The organism is Thalassospiraceae bacterium LMO-SO8 (assembly GCA_031655335.1).
GTDB lineage: Bacteria > Pseudomonadota > Alphaproteobacteria > Rhodospirillales > Casp-alpha2 > UBA1479.
The window spans coordinates 1,357,445-1,369,722 of sequence record CP134226.1; the positions used below are offsets into that span (position 1 = coordinate 1,357,445).

Annotated in this window: 13 protein-coding genes and 1 tRNA gene; 2 read left to right on the forward strand and 12 right to left on the reverse strand. The window is 66.8% G+C overall.

The genetic code is table 11. From position 1 onward, the window contains the following. The first annotated feature begins 129 nt into the window (after positions 1-129). Entirely contained in the window at positions 130-384 is a 255-nt protein-coding gene (locus RJ527_06545; GenBank protein ID WND77397.1) for a hypothetical protein, read from the forward strand. 155 nt (positions 385-539) lie between these two features. Here the strand turns inward: RJ527_06545 and ptsN are convergent, their stop codons facing one another. From ptsN to RJ527_06590, 9 genes are all read right to left on the reverse strand, one after another. Then, the gene (gene ptsN / locus RJ527_06550) at positions 540-1,004 is read right to left on the reverse strand and encodes a PTS IIA-like nitrogen regulatory protein PtsN (protein WND77398.1); all 465 of its coding nucleotides are present in this window, start codon (positions 1,002-1,004) and stop codon (positions 540-542) included. A 51-nt stretch (positions 1,005-1,055) separates the two neighbouring features. Continuing rightward, complete coding sequence (gene raiA, locus RJ527_06555; GenBank protein WND77399.1) at positions 1,056-1,637, reverse strand: ribosome-associated translation inhibitor RaiA; 582 nt, start codon at positions 1,635-1,637, stop codon at positions 1,056-1,058. Positions 1,638-1,975: 338 nt separating this feature from the next. Further along, entirely contained in the window at positions 1,976-3,538 is a 1,563-nt protein-coding gene (rpoN, locus tag RJ527_06560) for an RNA polymerase factor sigma-54 (GenBank protein WND77400.1), read from the reverse strand. Between the two features lie 54 nt (positions 3,539-3,592). Beyond that, positions 3,593-4,375: an LPS export ABC transporter ATP-binding protein gene (gene lptB, locus RJ527_06565; GenBank protein WND77401.1), complete on the reverse strand. Its 783-nt coding sequence runs from the start codon at positions 4,373-4,375 to the stop codon at positions 3,593-3,595. A 7-nt stretch (positions 4,376-4,382) separates the two neighbouring features. Then, positions 4,383-5,183 carry an LptA/OstA family protein gene (locus RJ527_06570; GenBank protein ID WND77402.1) on the reverse strand — a complete coding sequence of 267 codons (801 nt, stop codon included), beginning with the start codon at positions 5,181-5,183 and terminating at the stop codon, positions 4,383-4,385. Between the two features lie 11 nt (positions 5,184-5,194). Beyond that, entirely contained in the window at positions 5,195-5,803 is a 609-nt protein-coding gene (gene lptC / locus RJ527_06575) for an LPS export ABC transporter periplasmic protein LptC (GenBank protein WND78029.1), read from the reverse strand. A gap of 5 nt (positions 5,804-5,808) precedes the next feature. Next, positions 5,809-6,819, reverse strand: a complete 1,011-nt coding sequence (locus RJ527_06580; GenBank protein ID WND77403.1) for a KpsF/GutQ family sugar-phosphate isomerase — start codon at positions 6,817-6,819, stop codon at positions 5,809-5,811. A 217-nt stretch (positions 6,820-7,036) separates the two neighbouring features. Continuing rightward, complete coding sequence (locus tag RJ527_06585; protein WND77404.1) at positions 7,037-7,675, reverse strand: ribonuclease D; 639 nt, start codon at positions 7,673-7,675, stop codon at positions 7,037-7,039. Between the two features lie 60 nt (positions 7,676-7,735). Further along, positions 7,736-7,822: transfer RNA gene (locus tag RJ527_06590), tRNA-Leu, on the reverse strand. 322 nt (positions 7,823-8,144) lie between these two features. On the opposite strand from RJ527_06590, the gene RJ527_06595 reads away from it, so the two are divergent. Then, entirely contained in the window at positions 8,145-9,107 is a 963-nt protein-coding gene (locus tag RJ527_06595; protein WND77405.1) for a complex I NDUFA9 subunit family protein, read from the forward strand. A gap of 166 nt (positions 9,108-9,273) precedes the next feature. Here RJ527_06595 and RJ527_06600 read toward each other — a convergent pair whose 3' ends face one another. The 3 genes from RJ527_06600 to RJ527_06610 all read right to left on the reverse strand — a co-directional run bounded on the left by RJ527_06600 (position 9,274) and on the right by RJ527_06610 (position 12,263). Continuing rightward, the gene (locus tag RJ527_06600; GenBank protein ID WND77406.1) at positions 9,274-9,648 is read right to left on the reverse strand and encodes a MarR family transcriptional regulator; all 375 of its coding nucleotides are present in this window, start codon (positions 9,646-9,648) and stop codon (positions 9,274-9,276) included. A 108-nt stretch (positions 9,649-9,756) separates the two neighbouring features. Then, positions 9,757-11,151, reverse strand: coding sequence for a leucyl aminopeptidase family protein (locus RJ527_06605; protein WND77407.1), 1,395 nt, complete (start codon positions 11,149-11,151; stop codon positions 9,757-9,759). Positions 11,152-11,168: 17 nt separating this feature from the next. Continuing rightward, on the reverse strand, positions 11,169-12,263 hold the full coding sequence (locus RJ527_06610) for a D-cysteine desulfhydrase family protein (GenBank protein ID WND77408.1): 1,095 nt from the start codon (positions 12,261-12,263) through the stop codon (positions 11,169-11,171). Between the last annotated feature and the right edge of the window lie 15 nt (positions 12,264-12,278).

Here is a 12,278-nt window from a genome sequence, read left to right on the forward strand (position 1 = left end):
TAACCGTTTTTGCCGAGAATAGGGAATGGATGCGGTTTCCCTCGGGCCCAAGAATGGGCTTCAGTCAGGCCCATCACGGGCCCCGGAGAATACGGGGGAAACGGGAACCGCCAGTCGGGAGAACGACTGATGTCGGACAACACTCACGCGAACGGCAAACCCGCCGGCAATTTCAAGGCCATGGCGCTGCGGCGCATGTCGGGGACGGATTTTCTCGCCCTGGGATCGGACAAGATCGTGTTCGTGAAGCCGGTCGCGGCCGAAGGCAGCCAAGCCTATGGCGTCTATTCGGCGTCGGGCGAGGAACTGGGTTGGGCGGAAAGCTTCGAGTTGGCCGAAGCGACGGCGTTCAAGAACGACTTCGCGGTCGCCACGCTTCACTAGCGACGATCGACGGCGGACACGCGGACGGGGGCCCAAAGGCCCCGCGCCTGCCGTCACAATTCATGAAAAATCAGGCCGCCTGGCCGCCGCAAATCCCGAGCGGCATTGCCGCGACGGTTGATTTGCGCCTGAATTTAACTTGGTGTTCAGGCGGCTCAGGCCGCCTGAACGTCGGCGGAGTTGCTGAGGATGGCGTAGAGCGCTTCCGCGTTGTCCGTGCCGCGCAGCTTGTCGCAGGTCGCGCGGTCGCGCAAAAGCCGGGACACCCGGGCCAGGGCCTTTAGGTGGTCCGCCCCCGCCGATTCCGGCGCCAGCAGCAGAAAAATCAGGTCGACCGGCTGTTCGTCGATGGCCTGGAAGTCGATCGGCTTTTCCATGCGCGCGAACATGCCGTAGAGCTTGTCCAGGCCGGGCAGCTTGCCGTGGGGAATGGCGATGCCGTTGCCGACGCCCGTGGTGCCCAGCTTTTCCCGTTCCATCAGCACGTCGAACACGGCGCGCTCGTCCAGATCGGTGATGCGCGAGACGGCGCCCGCCAGTTCCTGAAGCGCCTGCTTCTTGCTGGTCACGCGCAGGTTGGCGATCACGCTGTCGGAGGTGAGGAGGTCGCGGATTTCCATAACCAGTCCTTTGCCTTTCGCGGACGCCTTCCGGAGGCGCCCAAAGCGCCCTTACGCGTCGGCGGAGCGGCCGTCGACCGGATCGATCCAGCCGATGTTGCCGTCTTCGCGCCGATAGACGACGTTCAGGCGTCCCGATTTGCTGTCACGGAACATCTGCACCCGGACGTCCGCCAGATCCATGCGCATGACCGCGGCACTGACCGACAGGGTCGGAATTTCCGTGGGCAATTCGGCGATGATTGTCGGCTGCCCCTCTTCGGGCAGTTCCTCGTGTTCGGGCTCCGCCTGCACCACGAAATGCTGCGCCCGGAAGCTTTCCTGGGCGGCCTTGTTCTCGTGATGGCTGGTCAGACGCCGATGGTAACGGCGAAGCTGCTTGGCGATGCGTTCCGCCGCCTGATCGAAGGCCGCGTAGGGGTCGTCGTTGGCCCCGCGTCCGTGAACGACGACGCCGCCCATGGGATGCACCGAAATTTCGGCATGGAACGTGTGCCCCGATTTGGACAACACGACACTCGCCTCAATCGCGCGGTCGAAATACTTGGTGACCGCATCCGTAATCTGGCCTTCGGCGTGGGTCCGCAACGCGTCGCCCACGTCCAGGTTCTTGCCCTTAATGGTGATATTCATGTCCCGGTCTAAGCCGTTTCTTCTTTCCAGTGGTTAAGCCGTGCGATCAGTGCCTTTCCGGCCGGCGAAACATGCACATTTAGGCGCCTTGCCGGACGGGCCCATCCCCGGGCTCGCGTACGGCCACCCAAAGTGGCCGAAAGGACATTGACGGGACCGTTCAGTCATGGACATCGGTCCGCCTCGACGAAGGCCCGGAAATTAGTTCCGACACCCGCCGCTGTCAACCATCCCATTCGGCCAGTGAGGGGAATCTCCTTGGTTCCGTTAATGATTATTAAGATCTTAAATTTCTTAAGATCGACCGGCACCGGCGGCTCGGCTGAACGGGTCCGGCTTTAATTGCTCAGGCTTTTCTGACGGCGGCGCTGCACGGATGACGGAATGCCCAGGGCCTCGCGGTATTTGGCCACCGTGCGCCGGGCGATGTCGACGCCGTCGGCGCGCAGAATCTCGACCAGCTTGTCGTCGGACAGGACCTGGGCCGGGGGCTCGCCGTCGATCATGGCGCGGATGCGGGCCTTGATGGCCTCGGCGGAAAACGCCTCGCCGCCGTCGGACCGCGAAATCGACGAGGTGAAGAAGTATTTCAGTTCGAAAATGCCGCGCGGCGACGCGATGTACTTGTTGGCCGTGACCCGGCTGACCGTGCTTTCGTGCATGTCGATGATGTCGGCGATGTCGCGCAGCACCAGCGGCCGCAGATGCTGCACGCCCTTGAGGAAGAAGGCGTCCTGCTGACGCACGATTTCCTTGGCCACCTTGAGGATCGTCGTCGCCCGCTGATGCAGCGATTTCACCAGCCAGTTCGCCGACTGGTATTGTTCGGTGATGTACTGGCGGTCGGTCTTGGACGCCTTCTTGGTGCTGATCTCGGCGTAGTACTGGTTGTTGACCAGGACCCGGGGCAAGGTGTCGGGATTGAGTTCGATATGCCAGCCGCCGGACGGCCGGGCGCGCATCAGCACGTCGGGGATCACCGGCTGGGCGACCTCGCCGCCGAACGCCAGCGCCGGCTTGGGGTCGAGCGACTTGAGCTCGGCCAGCATGTCGGCGATGTCTTCCGCATCGACGCCGCAGACCTTGGCCAGCGCCTTGAATTCGCGGCGGGCGACCAGGTCCAGATTGTCGATGAAGGCCGCCATGGCCGGGTCCAGACGGTCGCGGTCCGCCAGTTGCAGGGCGAGGCACTCCTTCAGATCGCGCGCGAAGATGCCCGGCGGGTCGAACTGCTGCAGGCGCTTGAGCACGGCCTCGACCTGCTCCGGCGCGCAGTCCAGCGCCTCGGCCACGGCCGCGAGGTCGATGGTCAGATATCCGGTCTCGTCCAGGCTGTCGATCAGGTAGGCGCCGATCAGGCGCTCGACCACATCGCCGACATCCATGCCCAACTGTTCCATCAGATGATCGCGCAGGGTGACGTCCGACGACAGGGTCTGATCCAGGCCCGGCAGATCGTCGTCATAGCCGCCGGCGGCGGAGGTCGGCAGGGTCGGCTCGTACCCGGCGTCGGGGGCGGCCTGCACGGCATCCGGCTGGCCGTCCTGGGTGTACAGATCGTCGAGCGCCACATCCATGTCGCCGTCGGCCGGGCCGCCGTCGCCGTCGGCGCCGAAATCCATGGACATGCCGTCGTCGGGGCCGTCGTCGGGCCCGTCACCGCCGGGGCCCGCGTCGTCCGGCGCGCCGTCGCCGCCATCCGCCGCCTCGGCCGCATTGCTTTCGGGGCCGCGGTCCTCGGCGTCGTCCCGCTCCAGCATGGGATTCTGTTCGAGCTCCTGCTCGACGAATTCGGCCAGTTCGATGTTGGACAGCTGCAGAAGCTTGATCGCCTGCTGCAATTGCGGCGTCATCACCAGAGACTGGCTCTGGCGTTGATCGAGGCGCGGCGTCAACGCCATGACGCGGCCTCCCCGACCGTCGCGCGCATCCGCCGGCTCGCCAGCGGGGTCAAGTTAAAGGCTGAATCGGTCGCCCAGATAGACACGGCGCACGTCCTCGTTGCCGACGATGTCCGACGGCCGGCCCTCCATGAGCATCATGCCGTCATGAATGATATAGGCGCGGTCGATGACGTCGAGCGTCTCGCGCACGTTGTGGTCGGTGATCAGCACCCCGATGCCGCGGTCCTTCAGATGCGCGACCAGATCGCGGATGTCGCCGACGGCGATCGGATCGATCCCGGCGAAGGGTTCGTCCAACAGCACGAAATGCGGGTTCGACGCCAGCGCGCGGGCGATTTCGACACGCCGCCGTTCGCCGCCGGAAAGCGCGATGGCCGGCGTCCGCCGCAGATGGGTGATGGAAAATTCGGCCAGCAGGGCGTCCAGGATCGCCTCGCGGCGGTCGCGGTTGGCTTCGACCACCTCAAGGGCGGCGCGGATGTTCTGCTCCACCGTGAGGCCGCGGAAGATCGACGCCTCCTGCGGCAGATAGCCGATGCCCAGGCGCGCGCGCCGGTACATGGGCAGGGCCGAGATGTTCTGTCCGTCCAGCACGATGGTGCCGTAATCGGGCTGCACCAGGCCGGTGATCATGTAGAAGCAGGTCGTCTTGCCGGCGCCGTTGGGGCCGAGCAGGCCGACCACCTCGCCGCGCTGGATGCTGATGCTGACGCCGCGCACCACGGGCCGCTTCTTGAAACTTTTGCCCAGGTTGTTGGCGACCAGGCCCTGGTTGTCCGCGATCAGGCGCGGCGTGGCGGCGGGACGTTCGGGGCCGTTGTCGAATTCGCTCATGTTATTCTTATTTTCCCGTTTTATCCCTGGCACCCGGCAACAAGGTGCCCTTGGTCCGGCCGCCGGGACAGCTGAACAGCCGGCTGATGCCGGTGTTCAGGTTGACCTCGGCCTTGCAGCCGTTCAGTTCGTTCTTGCCGCGCTCGATCCTAACCGATCCCGTCAAGGTCACGATACCCGTTTCCACGTTGTAGACCCCGCGGTCGCCGTAGGCGCGGTCGCGTTCGGTCAGCACCGACACGTTGTCATAGGCGTCGACCCGGTAGACCTTGCTTTCGCCGTCCTTGGTCTTGCGGAAAAAGGCGGCGAGCACGTCGGCGCGCACCCGGCGCTTGTCCTTGACCGCCTCGGCCTTGCCGCGGGCGACCGCCATCTGGCGCTGTTCCCAGTATTCAAGCTGCTGGTGCGCCGTGATCACCGCGTCGGACGTCTCCATCTTGGGCGTGCCGCCGGACAGCACCAGGATCTCGCGGCCGACGTCGTAGACGGCTTTTTCGCCGCTCGCCGTCTGGCTCGGCGACTTGATCTTGACCGAGCCGTCGGCGTCCAGGCGGTAGATCTCCGTGTTGCCGCCGGGGCGTTCCGTATAGAACGCCGTCAACTGGTCGGCCAGCACGGTGATGTCGCCGCGCACGGCCTTGGCGTTGCCCTTGGCCAGGAACACCAGATTGTCCTGCTGCCATTCGATGCCGTTGTCGGCGAAGATTTCGATCGGCGTCTCGTCGCCGGCCCCCAGGTTGAGGGATTGGGCAAAGGCACCGCCGGACAGGCCGGCCAGCATCCAGGCGGCCAGGGCGGCGGTCAACATGCGCCGCCCCGTCATTTCGCCCCCTTGGCGCCGGGCTTCAACACCATCTTGGACTTGCCCGTGAACAGGATCGTGCGGCCCTTGTTCAACAATCGGAAACCTTCCGCCTGCAAGGTGCCGAACGGGCCCTGGCCCTTGACCGGCTCATCGCCCCGGGCCAGCCCCTCGGCCAGGTCGAGGGTCGCCTTTTCCGTGCGGAATTCGTATCCGGAATCATGGAACAGATTGACCGATCCGGCGAGATCGAGGGTCTTGGCGCGCCGCGCATAGATGCCGTTTTCCGCCGTCAGCACCAGCCAGGTGCCGTCCTTCAGCGTGATGTCCGCCTTCGGCAGTTCCAGGCCGATGCGCATGTCCATGCCTTCGCCGTCGAGCTTCTTGGCGATGTCGGCGGTCACCGCATAGGGCTGGTTGTCGTTGTCGGTGCCGACGTAGCGCGGATTGAGAAGATTGGGGTCGCCGTCGACGTTGGAGGTGATGGCGGCGAAGCCGATGCGGAACCGCAGATCCTCGGTGCGCAGGTGCGGCCACAGAATGACCAGGGCGATCAACCCGACCGCCGCGACAGGCAACATGACCTTGGCGACTTGGACGAACCCGGAATAGGAGTCCATGGCCATCGTGGTCACGCGATCCCCGCTCGAAGACAGTCGTGGATATGCAGGATGCCGACCGGGCGGTCGTTTTCGACCACGAACAGGTTGGTGATCGCGCGCGCGTTCATGATGCCGAGCGCCTCGGACGCCAGGCGGTCCGGCTCGATGCTGGCCCCACCCGCCGTCATGGTGTCGCCGGCGCTGCGCGCCAGCACGTTGTCGGCCATGTGGCGGCGCAGATCCCCGTCGGTGATGACGCCCATCAGGCGCCCGGCCGCGTCGACCACGCCCAGGCAGCCGAACCGCTTGGCCGTCATCACCAAAAGGGCCTCCGTCATCGGCATCTCGGGGGCGACCAGGGGCAGCTCGTCGCCCTTGTGCATGATGTCGGCAACCTTCATCAGGCGGCGGCCCAGCTTGCCGCCCGGATGGAGCGCGTGGAAGTCGTCGGACGAGAACCCCTTGCGTTCCAGCAGCGCCACGGCGACCGCGTCGCCCAGGCCCATCATCACGGTGGTCGAGGTCGTCGGCGCCAGGCCCATGGGGCAGGCTTCGGGGGAATCGGGATAGATCAGCGCCGCGTCGGCGTTGTCGGCGAGCGAGCTTTGCGCCTTGCCGGTGACCGCGACGAGCGGAATGGCGAAGCGCTTGGCATAGGCGATCAGGTCGGCGAGTTCCGCCGTTTCGCCCGAATTGGACAGCGCGAAGATGACGTCGGCCGATGTGATCATGCCGAGGTCGCCGTGCGACGCCTCCGCCGGATGGACGAACATCGCCGGCGTTCCGGTGGACGCCAGGGTCGCCGCGATCTTGCGCCCGACATGGCCGCTTTTGCCCATGCCGGTGACGACGATGCGGCCCTGGGCGGCGGCCATGATCGCGACGGCGCGCACGAAGACCTCGCCCAGGCTCGCCGACAGGGCCTTCAGTCCGTCGCTTTCGGCGGCCAGGACGCGGCGCGCCACGGCCAGGTCATCGGCGCCTGCCGGGTCTTCGCCGAAGGTGGCGGTCGCATGGGTGTTGGCTTGGTCCGCGCTCATGATCCCGTTCTTGTTCGTTGCCGATCGGTTTCAGCCGAGGCCACGCCAGAGGCGGGACCTCGGGCGCCAGCAATCTTCATGCCAATATGTCTAATATACTGGCGAATCGCAAAAAATACGTCGCCTAAATATGCGCCGCCGATTCCCGAGCGTCAACCGGAGGCCGCCGCACGGCAAGGGCCGGTCCGTGATGGAACCCGCCGGCGGCAACGCCGGCTTAATGATGAAAGACGTCGACCGCCCCCCAGCCGGCGAGGTCGAGGTCGACCCGCGTGGGCAGGAAATCAAGGCAGGCCTGGAGCAGGTGCTGCCGCCCTTCGCGGGCGATCATGGCGTCGAGTTCCGCCTTGACCCGATGCAGATAGAGCACATCGTTGGCCGCATAGCCCTGCTGGGCCGGGCTGAGGGTCGCGCGCGCCCAGTCGGAGGACTGCTGCTGCTTGTCCAGATCGACGCCGACCAGCTCGCGCACCACGTCCTTGAGGCCGTGGCCGTCGGTATAGGTGCGCACCAGCTTGGAAGCGATCTTGGTGCAGTAGACGGGCGTGCAGTCGATGGCGAGCCAGCGTTTCAGCGCCGCGATGTCGAACCGGGCATAGTGGAAGATCTTGACCACCGAAACGTCTTCCATCAGCGCCTTCAGGTTCGGCGCGGACGTCTGTCCGGCCGCGATCTGCACCAGATGGCAGACCCCGTCGCCGCCCGAAAGCTGCACCACGCACAGCCGGTCGCGGCCGAGGTCCAGACCCTGGGTCTCGGAATCGACGGCGACCGATCCGGTGAAGGTCACGCCGTCGGGCAGATCGCCTTGGTGAAGATGAATGACGGGAGTTCCGGATTGACTTGGCGCGTCCATGACACTGCCGCCCTTATGTTCAATCAATCTTTAAGCCGCCCCCCCGAAACGGGGGAAAGATGGTGCCCAGGAGAAGACTCGAACTTCCACTGCCTTGCGGCAACTGGCACCTGAAGCCAGCGCGTCTACCAATTCCGCCACCTGGGCACGGGCCCCGCGCAACGCCCCGCGAAAACGCCCGGGGAGGCACGGGAAAGCCGAAAAAACGGCTTGGAACTTGACCCGCCGGAGCAATTCCCCGGCGTGAGCGGCCTTCGTTAAAGGTAGGGCTGTGACTTGTCAAGCATCGCCTCGCGGGGGCGCGCCCCGGACCGGACGCCGGCCCGCCGCCGACGCCGGAATTCAGGCCCCTTTGGCCGCTTAGACAATCGACACATCCGTTTGGCGTTGCTATGTTTTCCCTGAAAAACAACCCGCCGGAACCGGCCGGGGCCTCCCGCGGGGGGCTCCCCCTTAGGAGGAACAATCCATGGATCGACGCATCGCCACCGTTTTCGGCGCTTCCGGGTTCATCGGCCGCCATGTGGTGCGCCGCCTGGCCGCCGCCGGCTACGGTGTCCGCGCCGCCGGCCGGGATCCCGAATCCGCCCTGTTCCTGAAACCCATGGGCGATGTCGGCCAGGTCGTGCCCTGGCCCGCCGACGTCGCGCGGGCCGACACGGTCGCCGGCGCCGTCCAGGGGGCCGACGTGGTCGTCAATCTGGTCGGCATCCTGTACGAGCGCGGCCGCGCGACCTTCCGGAAGATCCATGAGGAAGGGGCCGGCAACGTGGCAAAGGCAGCCGCCGACGCCGGAGTGAAACGTCTGGTTCATGTCTCCGCCCTGGGCGCCGACGCCGCGTCGCCCGCCAAATACGCGCGCAGCAAGGCCGCCGGCGAAGCCGCCGTGAAAGCCGCCTTCGCCAAGGCGACGATCCTGCGCCCCAGCATCGTGTTCGGACCCGAGGACGATTTCTTCAACCGCTTCGCCTCCATGGCGCGGCTGTCGCCGGTGCTGCCGGTGATCGGCGCCGCCTCGGCCAAGGACGGCGGGCCGAAGTTTCAGCCCGTTTACGTGGGCGACGTGGCCGACGCGGTGATGGCGGCGCTGAGCGACGCCAAGGCCCCCGGCCAGGTGTTCGAACTGGGCGGACCCACGGTCTATTCCTTCCGCGAGCTGATGCAGCTGGTGATGACCCAGACCGGGCGCAAGCGCTGCCTGCTGCCGCTGCCCTATTGGGCGGCCGAGATCCAGGCCGCCGTGCTGGGTCTACTGCCCGTGCCGCCGCTGACGTCCGATCAGGTACAGTTGCTGCGCCGGGACAATGTGGTCGGCGACAAGGCCAAGACCCTGAAAAATCTGGGCATCGCCCCCCGGGCGGCCGAGGCGATCCTGCCGACCTATCTCATGCGGTTCCGCAACAATGCCTGGCAGGGCGTGCAAAACGCCTGATTCCCCATCCTCGCGCCGCAATGTCTTCGCGGGGCCGGAACGGCGCAAGACGGCGGATTCGATCCCGGTCCGGTTCGATTTCCGGTCCGTTCGATCTTGTGGCGGTTCGATGGGCTTTCGGTTTGATCCCGATGCGGGCCGAATCCCCGGCCCTCCGGGGGCCGGCTCAGTACCCTGGCGGCAGCCCCGTGTCGTCCGTCGCCAGACCCAGCTTGGCGGCGGCGGTGATCAGTTCGCCGAATTCGCGCAGGAACACGGAACCCGGCACCGTGCGCTGGATCAGCACGCTGCGGCGGTCGTTTTCATCGACCTTGCGGCGCACGAAATTCAGTTCGGACAGGCGGTCGACGGCGCGGGTGACCGCCGGCTTGGACACCTTGAGGATATCCGCCATGCCGCGCACCGTATGGGGCGGCGGCGTCAGATAGACGGTCAGCAGCAGCGCCATCTGGCGCGCCGACAGGTCCGGGGCGTCCAGACGGACGCTCGAGACGATCGCCCGGCGCCAGATGTCCAATGCCTGAAGTTCGTTTAATTCCATGAACTTAATTCCCCTGTCCGGGCCATCCCGTTGCCGTTCGTCCTGGCCCGCCGACTTTCATTACGTTGTCGCAACTTCTAATTCATTTGGCCGCCCCTGACAAGCCGCCTAGGCGAACCGTTTCAGGATCATCGCCGCCATGGCGCGCAGCCCCATGGCCTCGCCGCCCATGGGGCGGCCGGGCCGCGACTTCAGGTTCCAGGCCATCAGGTCGACATGGGCCCAGGGCACGGGCTTGCCCTTTTCCGGGGTCGCGAAATGTTCCAGGAACAGGGCCGCGGTGATGGCCCCGGCATAGCCGCCTTCGGGCGAATTGGTGAGGTCCGCCTGCGATCCCTCGACCATGGACCGGTAGCCGTCCCACAACGGCAGACGCCACAGGGGATCCTCGACCGCCTGCCCGGCCGCGGTGATGTCGGCGGCCAATGCGTCGTCGTTGCAGAACAGGGCCGGCAAGTCGGTGCCGAGCGCCACCCGCGCCGCGCCGGTCAGGGTCGCGAAGTCGATCAAAAGGTCCGGCGCCTCGGCCGCCGCGTCCCACAGGGCGTCGGCCAGGATGACCCGGCCCTCGGCGTCCGTGTTGCCGATTTCGACCGTGGTGCCGCGCCGGGTCGCGACGATGTCGAGCGGCCGCATGGCGTTGCCCGAGATCGAATTTTCTACCGCCGGGATCAGCACGCGCAGCCTGATCCTGGCCCCCGCCGCCATCAGCACGTTGGCGATGCCCAGCACGTGGGCGGCGCCGCCCATGTCCTTTTTCATGAACTTCATGCCGGCCGCGGTCTTGATGTCGAGCCCGCCCGTGTCGAAACACACGCCCTTGCCGACCAGGGTCACCTTGGGCGCGTTGGCCGGGCCCCAGGTCAGGTCGATCAGCCGGGGGGCGCGGTCCGACGCACGGCCGACCGCATGGATGGCCGGAAAGTTCTTCTTGAGCAGCTGGTCGCCCTCGATCACCCGCACCCGGGCCTTGAAGAGGCGGCCCAGGGCCCGCGCCGCGTCGGCCAGGTCACCCGGCCCCATGTCGTTGGTCGGCGTGTTGATGAGGTCGCGGCACAGGATCGTGCCCTTGGCTTCGCGTTCGACCCTGGCGCGGTCGCAGGCTGCCGGCCAGACCAGCTTGGCCGCGATCTTGCCGCCCGCCTTGTAGCGCCCGAAATGATAACTGCCGAGCGCCCAGGCCAGCGCCGCCGCCGTGGCGGCGTCCGCGTCCTTCTTGGCGTTCAGGCCATCGAGCACATAGCGCCCGGCCGGCAGTTTCTTGGGCAGATCGCCGAAATCCCACATGCTGGCGGCAGCACCCCGGCCCAGCACGACGCGGCCCAGGCCGCCCTTGGCGTTGGGGATCACGAGATGCCCCCCGGCCACGGCCGTGAAGCCGTTGCCCGTGACCCAGGCGCGGGTCGGCGCGTCCTGCTTGGCGAGCCAAGCCTTGAAGTCCTTGGCGGCGACGGGGGTGATGGGGACGGCGGCCGCCCCCGGCTTGGCGAAACAGTCCATCATGGTCTTTCCCTAAGGGGTCATCGTTCTGGTTCTGGTTGCGGTTGCGGGCCCGCGGCGGCGAGAGCCTCGTCGATGGCGGCCTCGTAAGCGAACAGGGCCGGCAGGCCGCCGGTGTGAAGATAGAGCACAGCACCACCCGCCATGGCGTCAGGGTCATCGGCCATGGCCAGGGCGCCGGCGAAGGATTTCGAGGTATAGACAGGGTCGAGCAGCAGGCCCTCCCGGCGCGCGGCGGCCAGGAAGGCGTCCCAGGTTTCCGGCGAATTCTTGCCGTAGCCGGGGCCGAGGAAACGGTCGGTGACGATCACGTCGTCGGGCCCGACCAGGTCCGGGCGGCCGATCAGGCGGCCCAGGTTGCCGCAGATCTGGGTGATGCGGGCGTGCTGCTGGACCGCGTCGCGGCGCACGCAGACGCCGGTCACCGGCAGGGTCGAGCCCGCCAGGCGCAGGCCGGTCAGAAGCCCCGAATGGGTCTGCCCGCTGCCGGACGCCGTGACGACCTGGGTCACCCTGACCCCGGCCTGGGCGATCTGGTCGAGGATTTCCCGGGCCGCCAGGATGTAGCCGAGGGCGCCGCGCGGTTCGAACGCCGCCCCCAGATGAATGACGTAGGGCCGCCGCCCCTTGGCCCGCAAGTCGTCCGCGATGGCGTCGAGCCCCGCGTCGGCGTCGGCCTCGGATGCCTCGGCCGGCAGGTGGTGCAGGGTGGCGCCGTACAGGCGGTCGAGCAGCACGTTGCCGCCCGTGCGGTAGCCCGCGTCCATGCCGGCGACCCGGTCTTCCAATTGGATGTGACAGTCCAGGCCGGCGGCGCAGGCCGCCGCCGCCGTGACGCGCACGTAATTGGACTGCACGGCGCCGGTGATGATCAGGGTGTCGCAGCCCTGGGCGAGCGCCTGGCCGGTATAGAATTCCAGCTTGCGCACCTTGTTGCCGCCGAGCCCCAGGCCCGTCAGGTCGTCGCGCTTGACCAGAATCGGCGCACGGCCGTCCCGGCCGGACAGGTTGGCCAGCCGTTCCAGCGGCGGGGTGCCGGAAATCAGCCGGCGGCGCGGAAAATCGGCATTGCCGATCCGCACGGTTTCAACGGAGGACGAAGCGGCGGCGGTCATGTTAGCGGGCGTCCT

Coding starts and splice junctions, on each gene's coding strand:
- rpoN (WND77400.1), bottom strand. CDS start 3,538: ATGGCGTTGACGCCGCGCCTCGATCAACGCCAGAGCCAGTCTCTGGTG.
- RJ527_06580 (WND77403.1), bottom strand. CDS start 6,819: ATGAGCGCGGACCAAGCCAACACCCATGCGACCGCCACCTTCGGCGAA.
- RJ527_06610 (WND77408.1), bottom strand. CDS start 12,263: ATGACCGCCGCCGCTTCGTCCTCCGTTGAAACCGTGCGGATCGGCAAT.
- RJ527_06605 (WND77407.1), bottom strand. CDS start 11,151: ATGATGGACTGTTTCGCCAAGCCGGGGGCGGCCGCCGTCCCCATCACC.
- RJ527_06545 (WND77397.1), top strand. CDS start 130: ATGTCGGACAACACTCACGCGAACGGCAAACCCGCCGGCAATTTCAAG.
- ptsN (WND77398.1), bottom strand. CDS start 1,004: ATGGAAATCCGCGACCTCCTCACCTCCGACAGCGTGATCGCCAACCTG.
- lptC (WND78029.1), bottom strand. CDS start 5,803: ATGGCCATGGACTCCTATTCCGGGTTCGTCCAAGTCGCCAAGGTCATG.
- RJ527_06585 (WND77404.1), bottom strand. CDS start 7,675: ATGGACGCGCCAAGTCAATCCGGAACTCCCGTCATTCATCTTCACCAA.
- RJ527_06595 (WND77405.1), top strand. CDS start 8,145: ATGGATCGACGCATCGCCACCGTTTTCGGCGCTTCCGGGTTCATCGGC.
- RJ527_06600 (WND77406.1), bottom strand. CDS start 9,648: ATGGAATTAAACGAACTTCAGGCATTGGACATCTGGCGCCGGGCGATC.
- raiA (WND77399.1), bottom strand. CDS start 1,637: ATGAATATCACCATTAAGGGCAAGAACCTGGACGTGGGCGACGCGTTG.
- lptB (WND77401.1), bottom strand. CDS start 4,375: ATGAGCGAATTCGACAACGGCCCCGAACGTCCCGCCGCCACGCCGCGC.
- RJ527_06570 (WND77402.1), bottom strand. CDS start 5,183: ATGTTGACCGCCGCCCTGGCCGCCTGGATGCTGGCCGGCCTGTCCGGC.